Here is a 17,556-nt window from a genome sequence, read left to right as displayed (position 1 = left end):
ACAATCTTCCGGGTTACCACCTCGGTTGACGAGGGCTACATCGATTCGTCCGGAAAGGTCCCTCCAGATGCCCAATCCAGGCTCCGACAAGGCGCAATTGAGGCGCGACGTCCTTGAGTTGAGGGCGGAGCGCGTGAGATCGGACTCCACGGGAACAGTCCGACGTCGCCTCGCGGCTCAATGGCGGGATACCTTGCTCGACCTGGTGATGGGCCAGGTCTCGCGCGGAGAAACGGTTGCCGCCTTCCTACCGACGCCGTCGGAGCCTCCGCTTCACGAGGCCTTGACAGAGATTCACGCCGCTGGGAGGAACGTGATCGTGCCGATCACCTTGCCCCACCGCGTCATGCACTGGGTCGCGTGGAGCCCCCAGGTCGAGACGATCCGTAGCCCGTTCGGGATCGAGGAGCCCATCGGCCCCCGGCAAACCACCGAAGCGTTCGTCGGCTGCGCGCTCCGACTGGTCCCAGCGCTGGCATTCGACACCAACGGTGTTCGCTTAGGCTACGGCGGCGGGTATTACGACGCCGCACTTGCCGAAGCCGCCGCGGGACCGAACCCCGGTGCAGACGTAGGCATATGTTTCGCGGAGGAGATTTTTCCGAGCGGTACCGTGCCGGCAGAGGCTCATGACGCGCGCGTTGGACAGATCTGCACCGAACGCGGGTTAACGAGCCTCTCATGATGAGCCGTAGGATAAAGGGCTGTACACCCCCTGGATTCCCGAGGAGCCCCTTCATGCCCGTCTACGCGTACGTCTGTAAGAACTGTCAGCACGCGTTCGATATCCGTCAGGCCTTCACGGACGACGCGCTCACCGAATGCCCGGAATGTGGCCAGAAGAGCCTTCGCAAAAAGTTCAACACCGTGGGTGTGAGCTTCAAGGGAAGCGGCTTCTACAGCACCGATTCAAAGTCGAGCGATTCCAACGTTTCGGGTTCGTCGTCGAGCTCGGGTTCGAGTTCTACGGCGTCCTCCGGGGAATAACTGGTCCGTCCACAGAATCATTCTCCCGTCGCAGGTTGACGAGTTATTCACCGTGGGACGGCGTTTGCCACCGCATCGCGGGCGGCTAATCACCGAGCATGCGATTCTCGGGTCATGTGGACCAAGATATTCCCTCCCTCGCAGCGGCCTCGAAGGACTATCCCTCTGCGTGTCAGGATCCGAAGCCGTTTGAGTCGCCGCTCGCGCACCCTCGGAATTCTCCTCATCGTCGGGTCATCGCTCGTCGGAATGTTCGGGCCCAGTCGGGATGCCACAGAAAGGTCCCACATCGTCGTGGCCGCCAAGGATCTCCCCATAGGGCACCGCATCGAGTCATCGGACCTCAAAACCGTGGAGGTCATGGGAGCTTTATCGGAGAATCTCCCGCGCGATCCACCAAATCCCGAGTCGGTGGAACAGCGCACGCTGGCCGTACCGGTCATGCGAGATCAACCTGTGTTTTCGTCCATGCTGGTCTCCCCGGAACTCACGGAACACCTAGCGGAGGGGCTAGTGGCCGTGGCGGTGCGCGTCAGGGATCCCGAGGCAGTCTCCTTATTGGGCCCGGGAGCCTCCGTCCGAGTGTTGAGTCATGACGATCACGGACCAGTACGGACCACCGACGCGATTCTCATTTGGTCCTCCAGGAGTGAAGACACGCCATCGACGTGGGCCTCTGGAGACCCCGGCAAGAACGTCGTCTTTCTGGGAGCCGACTCGGAATCTGCGGCCCTCCTGGGTTCGACGCCCGACGAAGTACTGATCGTGGCCCGTCCCCAGGCCGTCAGCGGATCTGAGCCAGGAAAGCAACACTGATGACCAGATCAGCCCCAGTGCGGGGGTCGTTGCTCCAGGATCCACCGGCCACGATCATCCAGCTGGTCTCGCGAAGCACCGTCCCTTGTCGGGAGGGAAGCCGACAATCCACCGGAGGACGCCATCCCGAATCCGGCCAGGCGTTCGGGTTCGCCCTGGCTGATGTCCGTTCCGCCGGTCGCGCGCCGGGGTCCCTTGTGACGGTAGCGATGGCGAGCTTGATCTCGTCCGTTGCCACCGTCACCGGATCCCGACGAATCGGCAGAACGCTTGGAGGAGTCAGCGTCCCCGGAGGTCACGAGTCCTTCTCCGCGGCAGGAGCCTCGAGCCCGAGATATCCCAGAATGCGGTTGGCCACGAATTGAGGATCGGTAAAAACATCTACCGTCCAGAGTGATGCGTGGTTCCAGCCAGTCCGTTCCAGCCGCTCGGGCCGCAGTCGGGAACGTTCCCGGACCGACGACGCGGCGTAACGAGGTGTGCCATCGGTCGAAATACCCACGGGAAGACGCAAGCCATGCGAGCTATGTCCGTCCCGGTCCCCTCCCGTCCGAGCGCGAGGACTAGGCACGGCCCCCGCTGACAGCGACTCGGTGGAGGCTGTGGCGATGCCGTCGACTTCCTGTCCCGGCGTCAGTGCCACTTCCGCGCCGGCACGACGCAAACGGTGTGCCAGGTCCGCGAGGAGCCAATCGGATTTGTACTCTTCTTCCTGAACATCGTGCACGGAGAGGAAGTCACTTCCGGCATGTTCCGTCGTCAGGATGGAGGAGACGGCCTCCTCACCATCCGAGCCCTCGTGCGCCTTGTCGTACTCGTCCAAGAACGCGACAAGGTCTTTCATGCCTCCCGTGAGTTCGGCTTCCTGGAGACTCTCGAGATCCAAGGAGCTGACCACTCGGGTCTGGAAGCGTCCCGTCGTCATCGCCTTAACGAACCGCTGGCGACCGCGTTCCTCGGCCAACTGGCCGAAGTGCGAGGCACGGGAGCCGGCCGCCGGAGCGACGCCCAGGGAGAAAATCACGCAATCGCGAGTCACACCCTGCGCGCGGGCAAGGTCCAAGATCCGGAACGGTTCCAATCCGGGCTCGAAGAACTCCCGAAGTTCTGGGTGGCTCTCCAGACCCAACCGGACACCTTCGGCAATGCGGGCCGCGTGTCGGGTGCTCACCGTAAGGACCGCCAGCGACTGTCGAGGATTGCGAGCCGCATGGTCAAAGACCATCTCCACGACGGCCCTGACTTCAGCCTTGGGAGACTCAATGATCGGAGCGCCCACGTGGTCGTCTGGCTGAGGATCCCGAAGATAGTCCACGACGATGGACCGCTGCGGCGAAACCGCTTCTTCGCCGTATGGCATGGTCTCCAGCTCGCCGGCGTAGAAGGCCCGATTCAGATAGGAAACCAGGGTTTGGTCGCGTGCCTCGTGGATTCGACGAAGAGAGGTTCCCGGGACCACCTGAGATAAGACGTCCAGGACAGACTCGACGGAATCGGTGGAGGCGTGTTGGTCCCCGCCCGTCGTCGGCGAAACGATGAAGGGCTGCGGGTAACCAGCGTGCTCGTCACCAAAGGCGACGACCTGGTCAGTGCGGGCCAACGCGGCGAGGCAAGTCCCGAAAGGAGTGGACTCCGCATCCAGGACGACGACCGCGTCGGCCCGGGCAGAAGACGGCAGAGCCCTTCCGACACCGAAGGGACTCGAAAGCCACAGCGGACGCAGGCCAACGACGACGTCTGGGGCACGGTCGAAGTATCCCGCCAACCCGATGGGGGCCCCCTTGAGAATCTGACGGAGTTCACGCGCCTGGACCGGCTTCAGCTGGACCCGGCGATTCCACCCGCGAGCAGCGCTGTAGCGCACCCGGGACGGGCCGGAAGCAATGTGAGCGGCGTCGGAACGCCGGAACGTGGACTCCCACTGGGCCAGCGACTTCCCGCTGACGAGGTTGACCTCGGGACGGTCCAACATGATTTCAAAGGCCGATTGCCACCAGGCAAGATCCAATTCGGCTCCCACCTGGGGGCCTGGAACATGACGCTCCTCGAGATCTGCCAGCAGCTCTTCGAGGCCCTTGCCCCGAAGAATGTGCATCAAGCGATCGCGCTCGGGCAAGGTATCCAGCACAAAGCGATCATTGGCCATCGCCTCGAAGGTCTCCAAGAGTTCCGAGATGGAGAGGGCGAAGTAGTCCTTGCGGGACGGGCTTTCTTCCATCACGATCGCCAGGTCACTGATGTCGTCAGACAACCGACCATAGGCAGTGAGCATCTCTTCCAGCTGCCCCGGCAACTGGACGGTTCGTCCTTCGAGAGCCCACTCCTGCCACTGCTCCCGCTGCTCCTGAACGGTGATGAGGGCCTGGTGCAGATCGTCGATGTGAACTTGAGGAACGATGTATTCCTTGGCCGCCCGGCGCAATCGCGAGCGCTGGAGCGCCGACATCTCGATGCCGCGCTCACGACGCCACGTCGCCGAGGCGGTTGCGGCGATCAAGTCGGTGACGGGGCGCAGGAAGATATCCCGACTAAACCTCTTCAACGAGCCTCGGATTCCATCAAGCAGGTTCAGCTGCCTCTTCCACCCGGCCAACGTATTCTCCGGGGAAAGACCGATCGACTCGAAGCTGGTGCCGATCTCGGAACGCAAGGACCTGGTCTGCTCGAGGATCTCCCGCACGAGGGCACGCGCCTGCTTGGTTTCCTCCGTGTTGACGAGCCGCGCTCCGTACCATGGTGCGGTTCGTGTTGTGGGGTTGAAGGCTCGCAGTTCGGCTGCTCGTTCCAGCTGTGCCACGGTCTCTTCGCGGTCCACTGTGGCGTCCATGACGGCGCGCTTGAATCGGACCCGGGTGGACGGCGCATTTTCACGCGAGGTGAGTTCCGCGAGGGTCTGCATCGCCTGCAAAGGCGAAACGCCCCAGCGCTCGTCGCGCCACCGTAGCGACTCGACGTGCTGGACGAGCTTGCGGCGGCTCTCTACGAGGTCTTCGTGCAGTCCCGAGAGCCTCGGCTCCACGGCCTTTTCATAACGAACAATCGATTCGATGAAGTCCCTGGTGAGGCCCTCCGGCGAATGCTCTTCACCGATCTCCAAAGTGAGATCGTCGAGGCCGAGCTCGGCAAGACGACGGCGAACGTTCGCCAAGGTCTCCCGGCGTTCCGCCAAAACCATGACGGATTTGCCTTCGGCCAAGAGCCCGGCCACCACGTTCAAGGCCGCACGAAGGTGTTGCGTGCCCGCGGGAGCCGTCACGGTCATCGACTCCCCCGCCCGGGCCCGCTGAACAATCTCGGACACGCGCTCGTCGGCGTCGTAAACCAGGACCTCGTTGGCGGGGTTAACCTCATCGGGCGGCACCGGCGTCGTCGCGAATTCTCTCCGAGTGCGCGGTTTGTTGATCTGAGCGCGATTCAGGTTGGAAACGTCCCTCAGGAGTCCGGATTCCGCGCTAGTCGGCAATGACCCGACCGTGTCGGACAGATCCGCGAACGTGGAAATCACGGTTCGCGCCTCAATGTGCATCCCGGGCACGTCCATGCAGACAGCCCGCAAGGCTTCGAGGACCGCGTCGGGCGTGAGGCGTGATCCCGACGTCGCTTTACGATGCACTCCCTCGACATAAAGGTCGATTCCGAAATCACGGCGCAACTGGCGGACCATTGCCGGATTGAGCCTCGCGGGCCCATTGATCCTCAGCTCGAAGTCGTCGCCGTCCGGGTGGGGGTTGATGACAATCGGCGCGAGGAGAACCGGAGCAATATGGCGGCGTTCACCCCGGGCGCCATCGGGAGTCCCCGAGGGGTTGCGTGAAGCAAACCACGACGCCGTGCCCGCCGCGAGGTAACCGGCGTCGAGACCGTGATCCGCGTCCAATTCAAAGATCTTGGCTCGGATGGCCCGCGCGGCGCGGACCCCGTTGGTGAAGGTCGCACGATCGCGAAGGATCGTGGAAAGACGAGTCTTGCGACCAGCCAGCAACTGCGCATAGCCGGACGGGTTGGAATCCGTCAGGTCAATGTGAACGTTGTCGACCAGGTTGAAGTCCAGCAATGCGTCCGGCCCGGTGTACACGTCCACCTGGTGTAGCCACCGTTCCAGCAAGAGTTCATGCTCGGCGTTGGATTCCACCGTCGTTGGGTTCTCCGTGGCGGGTTGAGGGTCGGAGTCCTCCCCCTCTGTGACCGACGGTTGTGACCCTGCGGGAGATTCCTCGGGGCGCACGCGGGATTCCGCAATGGGTCGTTCGTCTGCCCTCGAGGCCGCTTCATGGTCCGACTGCGGCGAGTCGGCGGTCGGGGCATCATCGCCCGGCGTCGTGGCCCACGTCGTCATCGAATCGAGAGATCCCGGATCCGCGGCTTCCGCACCGGCGGTTCCGACCCGGGCGATGTGCACGTTGCGCTCGGCCGCCGGGGCCGCGTCGTCGCTGGCCCCGCTCTGCGAGGCGTCACGGTTGAGGGTCTCGTCCGACGTCGTCTCAACGCGCTGTGGGGTAGCCCAGGGAACCGACGTTCGCGAGGAATTCGACGCCGAGTCCTTCGACGGGTCATTCTCGTGCTGCTCGGCGGGATCTGGCTTCGTCACGTTGCCTCTGCTTCCGTGTGGTCGGACGGTGTTCGCACATCGATGGGCGGCCGAAACCGGCGCACCACATCTATAGTATGAGGTCCGCTCCTCCGATGTCGCACTCGAAGAGAATTCCATCCCCTTTAAAGCACCACGGCCCGCCGCGCACGGGGCGAAGCGGGCCGTGGAAGACCGTGGGATTCAGCCGGCGGGCATGGCCCAGACTGTTACTCCCACTCGATGGTTCCCGGAGGCTTAGAGGTCACGTCAAGCACCACGCGATTAACCTCTTCCACCTCGTTGGTAATGCGATTCGAGATCCGAGCCAGCAGGTCGTACGGGAGGCGAGACCAGTCGGCGGTCATGGCATCTTCCGAAGACACCGGGCGCAACACGATCGGGTGACCATAGGTACGACCATCGCCCTGAACACCGACGGAACGAACTTGCGACAACAGGACAACGGGCATCTGCCAGACTTCTTCATCCAGTCCCGCCCGGGTCAGCTCGGCCCGTGCGATGGCGTCGGCCGCACGCAAGACCGTGAGGTTCTCTCGCGTCACTTCGCCGATGACACGAATCCCCAGGCCGGGCCCGGGGAAAGGCTGCCGGGCCACGATCTTTTCGGGAACGCCCAATTCCCGACCAATCGCGCGAACTTCGTCCTTAAACAGCGTGCGCAATGGTTCGACGAGATCGAAAGCGAGGTCATCGGGTAGGCCGCCCACGTTGTGGTGCGACTTGATGTTGGCCGCGCCCTCGCCACCGCCGGACTCCACGACGTCGGGATAGAGGGTCCCCTGGACCAAGAACTTAATGTCTTCGCCCGAGCCGCCGGCCTCAGCCACGAGCTTCCGCTGCGCCGCCTCGAAGGACCGAATAAACTCGCGGCCGATCGCCTTGCGCTTCGTCTCGGGATCGCTCACACCGGCTAAGGCGTTCAAGAAGCGGTCGGACTCGTCGATCGTGACGACTTTGATGCCCATCGTCTCGGCGTAGTCCTGCTCCACCTGTTCGCGTTCTCCTTCTCGAAGGAGCCCGTGATCGATGAAAAAGCATGTCAGTTGGTCGCCGACGGCTCGATGTACGAGTGCCGCGGCCACCGAGCTATCGACGCCGCCGGACAGGGCACAGATCACTTTGGCGTCCCCCACCTGGTGGCGAATCTTCTCGACCTGCTCGTCGATGACGTTGCCCGTCGTCCACGTGGGCTTCAACCCCGCCACGTTGAAGAGGAAATTTTCGAGAATCTGCTGCCCGAAGTCCGAGTGCTTGACCTCGGGGTGCCACTGCACGCCGCCAAGCTTCCGAGCCTCGTTGACGAACGCCGCGACAGGGGCACCTTCCGTGCTGGCCAGCACCTCAAAACCGTTGGGAGCCTCGGTGACCGAGTCGCCGTGACTCATCCACACGTTCTGAGTCACCGGTGTGCCGCCAAGGAACGAAACTCCCCCACCCGTCAAGGTGGCATCGGTGGCGCCGTACTCCCGCAGCCCTGTCTTGGCCACGGTTCCGCCGAGCGTCTGAGCCATGACCTGGAACCCGTAGCAGATGCCGAATACCGGCACGCCAGAGTTGTACAGATCGGGATGTCCGGCCGGGGCGCCGTCGGCGTAGACGCTCGAAGGACCGCCGGAAAGGACGATCGCCGCTGGGTTCTTGGCGAGCATGTCCTCTGCGGACATCGTGTGCGGAACGATTTCCGAATAGACGTTCGCGTCACGGACGCGCCGCGCAATCAACTGCGCGTATTGGGCGCCGTAGTCAACGACCAGGACGGGGCGCTCTTCCAGCTCCGTTGGTGCCGAGGTTTCGGATAGGGTCACTGCCTTACCTTCGTGGTTGGAATGGATGCGTGCACGTAGCTCCGGGTTCGCCGAGCTCCACGACCTTCAGTCTAGGACACCCCGACTCACCTCACACGGCTAGTACCGCTTGGTGGACTTGGGATTCGCGGCCACCTGGGCCACGGTTTCGCGGTGAATCTTTCGTTCAACGATGAAAGACAAGAACGGCACGACGCCGCCCAAAGCCATCACGATCAGCTGAGCCAACGGCCACCGCATCAAAAGCCACAGCCGGAAGCACGCGAGCAGGTAGATCACGTAGAACCAGCCGTGGACAATCAGTACGCCGGTAGAAATGTTGAGTCCGCCCGTGAGGTTCCCGGTATTCCGGTTGAGCCAGCCTAAGGCGACGTTCTCGCCGGTCGCTGCGTTGGTGGCGCCAGCCATCAGGTCGTAGCCGAACACGTAACGAGTAATCATCTCGACGACGAGCAAGAGCAAGAACGTGCCAGAAATCCAGGCGCAGTACTTATAAATCGACAGGGCACCCCGGATTTGAGCCTGTGTACCGCCGAATTTGCGTCGCGTGACTCGGACCGGTCCGGCTTTGCCAGGCGTAGCTTCCTCGGGTAGCGGCACTCGCTTACCGTCGGTACGTTCTACGGGCCTCGGTCGATTCTCAGGTGTGGGGTTATCGGTCACCGTGATTACCTCGTTGCTGGTTGTGAGCCGTATTCATCTGGGAATGACCAGATGCGGCCGTGGTGGAAGAATCCGTGGCGTCCGGTTCGTCGTAGTAGTAATACCGGTCGTGCTCGGAATCGTAATAGTAGTGACGCCCCGTCTCCTCTTCGAAAAAGAGATTCTCGTGGTGGGAGGGAGCGAACTCGTAGTACTTCTCTGGATGCGTCCGACGTTCGTGGTCGTCGGAGAGCAGCCGCCACCAGAGGAAGATCGCGAATACTGCGAAGACGACCCACTCGATGGCGTAGAAAATATTCAGCCAGTTCACCGAATGGTCCACGACTTGCTCAGTGTGGATCTTCTCGAGGCCGTCATGTGGAGAAGCCAGCGTAGCGTCGTTGCGCACTTTTCCGTCGTCGGTCAGGGGAACCGATTCGTCTCCGGTGGTCTCCGACGTCGCGGTGACGGTTCCGGCATACAACGGGGTATTCCACACGTTGGTGAGTTGCGCCGTGGCGGCGGAGCCCAAGACCTCGGTGGATCCTGCTTTCTTGCTCGTCACGGGGCCTTCGTTCGCCACCAGGCGGCCGGTCACCGTTACCGGCCCTTTGGGCTCCTGAGTGATGGCGTGGGGATCGGGGTTCGTGGTAAATCCTCGTGCCACGGCGACGGAGTACTTTTCGCGTCCTTGGGTCGCGGTATCGTCCGTCTGAAGCTGGCTGACGACCCAGTACCCCTTGGTCCCATCATTGACACGGTTTTCGACGAGCCGACTCGATTTCTCGACATAGTGCCCCTTCACGATGACCATCGAGTCCGCTTGGCTGGCCAACACGGGCGTCAAAGGCTTGGCAACCTCGTCGAGCGGGCGCGCGGTCTCTTTGGCCGGGTTGGCATCGATCTGGTGCGAATCGGCCGATCCGAGTTGCCACTGGCTCAGGAGCATGAATCCTGTGGCCAAGGCGAGGGCCAACACCAGCGCCCCTAACCATCGAGGCGTGAAGGCTAATTTGAGCACGTCGTCCAGTCTATCGGTTGAGCTTGAGGCGTCCCCAAGTCGGGAAAGTGCGGCGATCTTGCACGGACAGATCGCCGCACGGGGCTATCAGTATTGGGGCCGGCCCGTCAGGAGAACTTCGGAACGTTGGAATTCCTTGAGGTTCGAATATCCCGTCGTGGCCATGGCGCGCCGCAACGCACCCATGAGGTTGGAGGTGCCATCCACGTGATGCGACGGACCGTACATGACTTCCTCGAGGGAGCCCACCTGGCTCATCGGGGTCCGAGTCCCCCGCGGGAATTCATGGTGGTGTGCCTCCGGGCCCCAGTGGTAGCCGCGCCCGGGAGCTTCGGTGGCCCGGGCCAATGGAGCGCCCACCATCACGGCGTCTGCACCCATGGCCATCGCCTTGACCATATCGCCGGAGACGCCAAGGCCGCCGTCGGCGATCACATGAACATAGCGTCCGCCGGACTCATCCAGATAGTCGCCGCGTGCCGCAGCCACATCTGAAATTGCCGAAGCCATGGCCGCGTGAATGCCCAGGGCACGCCGGGTCGTGGTGGTAGCGCCGCCACCGAACCCGACGAGCACGCCCGCCGCGCCCGTACGCATCAAGTGCAAGGCTGGGGTGTATCCGGCGGCGCCACCGACGATCACCGGGACATCGAGTTCGTAAATGAACTTCTTGAGGTCCAGAGGTTCCTGGTTCTGAGAAACGTGCTCGGCGGAAACGGTCGACCCACGAATGACGAACACGTCAGTGCCCGCGTTCACCACCGTTTTGTAGAACTCCTGCGTTCGTTGCGGGGTCAACGCCCCAGCCACGACGACGCCCGCTTCACGGATCTGGGCGAGCCTCTCGGTGATCAGCTCCGCCTTGATTGGCTCAGCGTAAATCTCCTGCATTCGCCGCGTCACGTACGACATGTCATCGCGCGGCAAGAGAGAAATTTCTTCGAAGTAGGGTTCCGGATCCTCATACCGCGTCCATAGGCCTTCGAGATTCAGCACGCCAAGACCGCCGAGCTTGCCGATCGCAATGGCCGTCTCAGGCGACATCACGGAATCCATGGGGGCGGCAAGAATCGGGGTATCGAAGGTGAACGCGTCGATTTGCCATTGGGTGGATACGTCCCGTGGATCCCGCGTTCTGCGCGCAGGGACCAGGGCGATATCGTCCAGTGAATAGGACCGGCGGGCGCTTTTCGAGCGTCCGATTTGAATGTCGTAGGACACGGTTTTCCTTCTGCGCGTCATGGGCCCGACGCGACGGGTCTATCGACGGTAGTTGGGCGCCTCAACGGTCATCATGATGTCGTGAGGATGCGACTCTTTGAGGCCAGCCGGGGTGATACGCACGAACTTACCCTTGTGCTTGAGCTCATCAATGGTCATGGCACCAGCGTAGAACATGGTTTGGCGGAGGCCACCCTCGAGCTGATGCCAGACCGCCGAGAGAGGCCCACGGTACGCGACCTGGCCTTCGATGCCCTCAGGGATCAGCTTATCTTCGCCTTTGACGTCGGCTTGGAAATAACGGTCTTTCGAGAACGACGCCTTCTTACCGCGGGTCTGCATGGCGCCCAATGAACCCATGCCACGGTAGGCCTTGAACTGCTTGCCGTCGACGAAAATCAAGTCGCCCGGCGACTCGTCGCAACCGGCCAGCATGGATCCCAGCATCACGGAGTCGGCGCCGGCCACCATGGCCTTGCCGATCTCACCCGAGTGCTGCAAACCGCCGTCGGCAATCAGCGGGACGCCGGCCGGAATCGTCGCTTTGGCAGACTCGTTGATCGCGGTGATCTGAGGAACTCCCACACCGGCGATGATGCGCGTCGTGCAGATCGACCCGGGTCCCACGCCGACCTTCACGGCGTCGGCTCCGGCATCGACGATCGCCTGAGCCCCTTCACGTGTTGCGGCCTGTCCCCCGATGATGTCCACGTGATCGGCCGCCGAGTCTTTCTTCAAGCGAGCGATCATATCCAGCACGCCTTGGGAATGTCCGTTAGCGGTGTCGATGAACAGCGCGTCCACGCCGGCCTCGATGAGGGCCATGGCGCGTTCGTACCCGTCACCAAAGAAACCGACGGCCGCGCCGACGCGTAGGCGGTCTTCCTCGTCCTTCGTGGCATCCGGATACTGCTCGGTCTTTGTGAAGTCCTTGACCGTAATCAGGCCGGTCAGCAAGCCGTCGTCGTCGACCAGCGGAAGTTTTTCGATCTTGTTGGCGGCGAGCAGACCAAAGGCTTCATCTTTGGTCATTCCCTCGTGCCCGGTGACCAACGGCATCTTGGTCATGACGTCGCGGACCAAGCGCTCGTCAAATTCTTGCTCGGGAAGGTAGCGGGTGTCGCGGTTGGTGATGATGCCCAGGAGCTTGCCCTTTTCATCCACCACCGGCAGACCCGACACCTTGTACCGACCGCAGAGATCGTCCAGTTCGCGAAGCGTGGCCTCGGGCGAAATGGTGACCGGGTTGGTGATCATGCCCGATTCGCTCCGCTTGACGCGATCCACGTGCTCGGCCTGATCCTGAATCGACAGATTGCGATGGATGACGCCCAAGCCACCCAGTCGTGCCATCGCGATGGCCATCCGAGAATCCGTCACGGTATCCATGGCTGCCGAGACGATGGGCGTCCTGAGGTTGATGCGCTTAGAAAGACGCGTGGTGGTATCCGCTTCGGAGGGATTGACGTTCGTATTTCCCGGAAGGAGGAGAACGTCGTCGTACGTCAGGCCCGTCAGGCCGAAGGGATCATCGGAAAGGGCGGTGGGCTGATTCAAGGGTGGTGAACCTTTCGCGTCTCGCATCTCGGCATCGGCACCGAAGGATTGTCTCGAGCTTTGCCCTCCATCATAGGACGAATGGCAACTCGGTAAATGACACATCCCGCGGTCGGTGAGAGACCTCTCACTGACCGCGGGATGTTAATCGACGGCTACTTATTTTTGGCTAGGCCATCGTCGGAGATCTTCACCGCGTCGTCGAGCCGTTGGTCCATGAATTTTTTCATCGACCGGATGTACGTGGCGGTGAGGTGGCCGCTGTCGATATAGGTGTATATATTCCCAATCGCCGGCGGACACATTCCGTTCGGGCAGATGAGGTCGTCCATGTCGATCGCGCCGTAACCGGGGATTTGATCTTCCCAGGCGCGCGTCGGGTCGGGGGTATTTCCGGTGACATGCGGGAATGTGCATTCGTCGAAACTCTTCTCGCGTTCACAGTCCGCTTGCGACTCCGCGAATCGTGCGTTGTCCCGGATGCCGATGACGCCAATGCCTTGACCCGTCCACTTGCGGATTTGGTCCTCGGTACCGGCGCGAATCGATTCGCCAGAGCCGTCGTAGGCCGTGAACGTGGACTGCATGATCAGGCTGTCCGGATGCCAATCCTCGATCGCCGACTCGGCCTTGGGAATCCAGGTCTGGCAATAGGGCACGTCCCGGTTGTCTTCGACCGAGCTGAAGAAGCACCCTGGTTCGCGGAGGAACACCAAATCCCAGTTGCGTTCCTCAGCTTGGGTCTCCATCGCCGTCATCCACTGTTCGGTATGGCTATTTCCGACGGCGACCACGCGCTTAGAAGGATGGTCGTTCTTCACCACGTGGTAACAGGCGTCTCCGTCCATACCGTGAAGATCTCTGTCGAAGTCGTCCTCTTCGGAGCATTCCTCACCCATTCCATTGGACTGGGCCCAGTCTTCACTGCGCTTAATGGCGGTGGGGAGAAGACCGGGGTCTTTGTCGCCCTTGTAGGTGTACTCCGGATCGAGGATTTCGGCGCCCGGGTTGTTCTTATCCGCGTTAGCTTCAATCTTCTGAGTCACGTAGGCGATGCGACCCTGCCACGCGATCACCGTTCCCGCGCCCAACATGACGCAGGCAGCGACGACGACCAAAGCCCGCCACCTCTTGGCTTCGGCCCACTTCCACTTTCGGACCGGAGTATCCACGAAGCGGGTCAAGAGGAACGCGAGAAGAATCGACACGGCCAAAATCGCGAAACCAGAGAACAAACCAGCCTTGTCCTGATCGGTCTCAGACAGGAAGAAGACGAGGAGCGGCCAGTGCACCAGGTAGAGACCATAGGAATTCGACCCCAACCACACGAGGGGCTTCCACTTAAGGATGCGATCGGCACCCCAGCGAGTGGTCGATTCACCGCAGATGATGATGAACGCCGCAGCGAGGGTGGGCCACAAGGCAATGTACCCGGGGAACTGCCCCTGAACGTCCAGAAGGGCTCCACACAGCAAGATCGCGAGAAGTCCGATCCAAGTGAGGATGGCGCCAACGACCTTCGGAACCTTGATCCAGGGCAGAACAATGGCGATCAAAGAACCCAACGCAAATTCCCAGAGCCGGCCAAAGGTATTGAAGTACGCGGCGGTCTGGTTGGTCTCGGTGTAGTAGACCGAGAAGGCGAAGGAGCCCAGGAACACCAGCCCGAAGATCACGGCCAACGTCACTCGGGCTTTGGAGCGGAACTTGACGACTAGGAAACTCCCCAGCGCGAAGAGCAGCGGCCACATGAGGAAGATCTGGCCTTGAATAGACAGCGACCAGAAGTGGCGGAAAGGAGAGGCCGCCCCGGAGTCGGCGGCGTAGTAGTCCACCGCGTTGAAAATCGAGAACCAGTTCTCGTAGTAGAAGATGACCGAGAACGCCTCGTGCATGATCGACGACCACTGCCCTGGCGACAGCAGGAATCTCGTGGCCACGAGGCAGGCCGCAACGATGATGGCCACCAAAGGCATGATGCGCTTAAAGACGTGCACCCAGTACGTGCTCAACTGTTTCCAGTTGATGCTGATTCCCCGCTCGATCTTGCCCGTGAAGGACAGCGTCATGAGGAACGCGGAAATCATCAGAAAGACGTCCACACCGCCGGATACCCGGCCGAACCAGATGTGGTAGATCGCCACCAGGAGGACTGCGAAGGCACGCAACCCCTGAATTTCTGGGCGGAATGCTCGTTTGCGCCGAGGCTGAACCTCGGGCGGCGCGGAGTCTTTCGACGAACCTACTGGCGCCCCATCACCTTGAGATAGTGTCATGCAACTTCCTGTTTGTTCCCCGGGCAATACGCCTCGAGGAGCTTGCAACGTTGGTAAGGTCAACGCACCGACCTCACGGATGAGTTGATGCGTCACCTTCGGTGAAACGGCCGTAGGCATTCCGCCCGGGCCAAGAACTCCGCTATATGTTATTCGCCTTGCGGTGAATTTCTGAACTTTTGGGCGAGCCCAACGTGCGGATCGCCTACTCCCTAACCACCCCACGATTCATCGCGGACACCAGTCAAACCGTCCCATAACGGTGCCATGTCGGGCCACGCCGGTCGATAGGGCGCACGTTTCACACGACCAGGAGGTGACCATAATAACTTTCATAAGCAATATATTTTGGGATTGCCGAACCCGTCGGACGTGTCCCCGTCACCTAGTCCTGGTCGTTCCTCCAGAGTAATCGATACAACCGCTCAACTGAGGACCCACAGCCCCCGCACGACTCGTTGCATCGCAAGAAAACGTCCCCGCCACCTCGCGGTGACGGGGACGTTCCGATGCCGAAAAGTCGACGGTTACTCGTCGTCCTCTGCGGGCTTGTCGACCACGAGGGTCTCCGTGGTCAGCACCATGGCGGCGATGGAGGCCGCGTTTTCAAGGGCCGAACGGGTGACCTTGACGGGATCAATGACGCCGGCCTTGATCAGGTTCTCGTATTCACCGGTGACGGCGTTAAAGCCATGACCCGGTTCGAGATCCTGTACGCGGGAGGCGACGACGTAGCCGTCCTGCCCTGCGTTCTCGGCGATCCAACGCAACGGCTGAACCAGAGAGCGGCGCACGATGTCGACGGCGGTGCGGGCGTCCTCGGTTTTGAGGCCAAGATCGCCTTCCAGCGCCTTGCCTGCATGGACGAGTGCCGACCCACCACCGGAGACGATGCCCTCTTCCAGCGCGGCGCGCGTGGAGGAGACGGCGTCTTCGATGCGGTGCTTGCGCTCCTTGGCTTCGACCTCGGTGGCCGCGCCAACCTTGATCACCGACACACCGCCGGCCAGCTTGGCCAAACGTTCCTTGAGCTTTTCGCGGTCCCATTCGGAATCCACACGCTCAATCTCGGAACGGAGCTGAGCAACACGGTCGGCAACGGCCTCGGAGGAACCTGCACCGTCGACGACGGTGGTGTTGTCCTTGGTCACCGTGACCCGACGCGCCGAGCCCAGCTGCTCCAGGGTCACCGAATCGAGCGAAATACCAAGCTCGCTGGTGATGACCTCACCGCCAGTCAGGATCGCCAGGTCCTGCATGATCGCCTTGCGACGATCACCGAAACCGGGAGCCTTGAGAGCCACGACGTTGAGATTGCCGCGCAACTTGTTGACGACGAGGGTGGACAGGGCCTCACCCTCAACATCCTCGGCGATGATCGTGAGCGGCTTTTTGGCCTGTACGACCTTCTCCAACAGCGGCATGAGGTCGGCGATGGCCGAAATCTTGCCCTGGTAGAGCAAGATCGCGGAGTCCTCGAGGACCGCTTCCTGACGCTCGGCATCGGTCACGAAGGACGGGGACAAGTACCCCTTGTCGAATTGCATACCTTCGGTGACGGACAGCTCAATTTCGGTCGAGGAACCGTCCTCGATCGTGATCACGCCGTCCTTGCCAACCTTCTCAAAGGCCTGAGCCAGAAGCTCGCCGATCTGCGGGGACTGAGCGGAGATCGCCGCAACGTGCGCGACCTCTGCGCCCTCAACCTCGCGTGCATTCTCACGCAGGCGTTCCGAAACCGCCTTGACGGCAGCCTCGATGCCCACGCGGATTTCGCTCGGTGCGGCACCGGCAGCCACGTTACGCAGACCTTCGTTGACGAAAGCCTGAGCCAAAACCGTGGCCGTCGTCGTACCGTCGCCGGCGACATCGTTGGTCTTGGTGGCGACTTCCTTGGCCAACTGCGCGCCGAGGTTCTCGTACGGATCGTCGAGCTCAACTTCGCGAGCGATGGTCACGCCGTCGTTGGTGATAGTGGGAGCGCCCCACTGCTTGTCGAGGACCACGTTGCGACCGCGCGGGCCCAACGTGACCTTGACCGTGTTGGCGAGCTTGTCCACGCCGGCCATGAGGGCCTTGCGGGCAGCATCGTTAAATTCCAACTGCTTTGCCATGAATTACATGACTCCTTACGGATCTACTGGACGATGCGAACGCGTCGAAATTTACTTCTCGACAATGGCCAGCACGTCGCGCGCGGACAGCACGAGGAATTCCTGACCCGAGTACTTAACCTCGGTTCCGCCGTACTTCGAGTAGATGACGACGTCGCCTTCCTGGACGTCGACGGGAACGCGGTTGCCCTTGTCGTCAACGCGGCCGGGGCCCACGGCCACGACCTTGCCCTCCTGGGGCTTTTCCTTGGCGGTATCCGGAATCACGAGGCCGGATGCGGTGGTCTGCTCTGCCTCGACGGGCTGAACGACAATGCGGTCTTCGAGGGGCTTGATGGAGACGGACATAGTGACCTTCTTCCTTGGATGGATCAATACAATGGCGTGAGCCGTGTGGGGCGTGCCAACCGTCGTCGCGGTGCCGATTGAGCGCCAGGCCCAGTTAGCACCCTAAGTCCCAGAGTGCTAGACACGACTCTATTCCCGGCCTTAGCACAGGGTCAAGGCGAGTGCTAAGTTTCGCGGA

Annotated in this window: 13 protein-coding genes; 3 read left to right on the top strand and 10 right to left on the bottom strand. The window is 61.7% G+C overall.

Features of this window, described 5'->3' with window-relative positions:
• The first annotated feature begins 67 nt into the window (after window positions 1-67).
• The 3 genes from D8M21_RS01745 to D8M21_RS01735 all read left to right on the top strand — a co-directional run bounded on the left by D8M21_RS01745 (window position 68) and on the right by D8M21_RS01735 (window position 1,803).
• Window positions 68-685: a 5-formyltetrahydrofolate cyclo-ligase gene (locus D8M21_RS01745; protein ID WP_048682610.1), complete on the top strand. Its 618-nt coding sequence runs from the start codon at window positions 68-70 to the stop codon at window positions 683-685.
• 53 nt (window positions 686-738) lie between these two features.
• Window positions 739-987 (top strand): FmdB family zinc ribbon protein, encoded by a 249-nt coding sequence (locus D8M21_RS01740; RefSeq protein WP_048682613.1) that lies wholly within the window; start codon window positions 739-741, stop codon window positions 985-987.
• Window positions 988-1,176: 189 nt separating this feature from the next.
• On the top strand, window positions 1,177-1,803 hold the full coding sequence (locus D8M21_RS01735; protein ID WP_161970364.1) for an SAF domain-containing protein: 627 nt from the start codon (window positions 1,177-1,179) through the stop codon (window positions 1,801-1,803).
• A gap of 8 nt (window positions 1,804-1,811) precedes the next feature.
• Here the strand turns inward: D8M21_RS01735 and D8M21_RS01730 are convergent, their stop codons facing one another.
• The 10 genes from D8M21_RS01730 to groES form a co-directional block, all read right to left on the bottom strand.
• On the bottom strand, window positions 1,812-2,102 hold the full coding sequence (locus D8M21_RS01730) for a hypothetical protein (RefSeq protein ID WP_048682616.1): 291 nt from the start codon (window positions 2,100-2,102) through the stop codon (window positions 1,812-1,814).
• A complete protein-coding gene (locus tag D8M21_RS01725; protein ID WP_048682618.1) occupies window positions 2,099-6,391 on the bottom strand; it encodes a hypothetical protein in 4,293 nt (1,430 codons plus the stop codon). The genes D8M21_RS01730 and D8M21_RS01725 overlap by 4 nt, the downstream gene beginning before the upstream one ends.
• 209 nt (window positions 6,392-6,600) lie before the next feature.
• Window positions 6,601-8,199: a glutamine-hydrolyzing GMP synthase gene (gene guaA / locus D8M21_RS01720; protein ID WP_048682619.1), complete on the bottom strand. Its 1,599-nt coding sequence runs from the start codon at window positions 8,197-8,199 to the stop codon at window positions 6,601-6,603.
• A gap of 99 nt (window positions 8,200-8,298) precedes the next feature.
• The gene (locus tag D8M21_RS01715) at window positions 8,299-8,862 is read right to left on the bottom strand and encodes a DUF3817 domain-containing protein (protein WP_048682622.1); all 564 of its coding nucleotides are present in this window, start codon (window positions 8,860-8,862) and stop codon (window positions 8,299-8,301) included.
• The gene (locus tag D8M21_RS01710; RefSeq protein ID WP_126855602.1) at window positions 8,852-9,862 is read right to left on the bottom strand and encodes an SURF1 family protein; all 1,011 of its coding nucleotides are present in this window, start codon (window positions 9,860-9,862) and stop codon (window positions 8,852-8,854) included. Before D8M21_RS01710 ends, D8M21_RS01715 begins: the two co-directional genes overlap by 11 nt.
• 87 nt (window positions 9,863-9,949) lie before the next feature.
• Entirely contained in the window at window positions 9,950-11,083 is a 1,134-nt protein-coding gene (locus D8M21_RS01705) for a GuaB3 family IMP dehydrogenase-related protein (protein ID WP_048682628.1), read from the bottom strand.
• 39 nt (window positions 11,084-11,122) lie between these two features.
• Complete coding sequence (guaB, locus tag D8M21_RS01700) at window positions 11,123-12,667, bottom strand: IMP dehydrogenase (RefSeq protein ID WP_126855600.1); 1,545 nt, start codon at window positions 12,665-12,667, stop codon at window positions 11,123-11,125.
• Between the two features lie 128 nt (window positions 12,668-12,795).
• The gene (locus tag D8M21_RS01695) at window positions 12,796-14,916 is read right to left on the bottom strand and encodes an acyltransferase family protein (RefSeq protein WP_048682634.1); all 2,121 of its coding nucleotides are present in this window, start codon (window positions 14,914-14,916) and stop codon (window positions 12,796-12,798) included.
• A gap of 527 nt (window positions 14,917-15,443) precedes the next feature.
• Entirely contained in the window at window positions 15,444-17,030 is a 1,587-nt protein-coding gene (gene groL / locus D8M21_RS01690; protein ID WP_048682637.1) for a chaperonin GroEL, read from the bottom strand.
• Window positions 17,031-17,081: 51 nt separating this feature from the next.
• Window positions 17,082-17,378 (bottom strand): co-chaperone GroES, encoded by a 297-nt coding sequence (gene groES, locus D8M21_RS01685; RefSeq protein ID WP_048682639.1) that lies wholly within the window; start codon window positions 17,376-17,378, stop codon window positions 17,082-17,084.
• Between the last annotated feature and the right edge of the window lie 178 nt (window positions 17,379-17,556).

It is taken from the genome of Kocuria sp. HSID16901 (assembly GCF_003989425.1).
GTDB lineage: Bacteria > Actinomycetota > Actinomycetes > Actinomycetales > Micrococcaceae > Rothia > Rothia massiliensis.
This window is presented reverse-complemented; position numbering and strand designations above follow the sequence as displayed.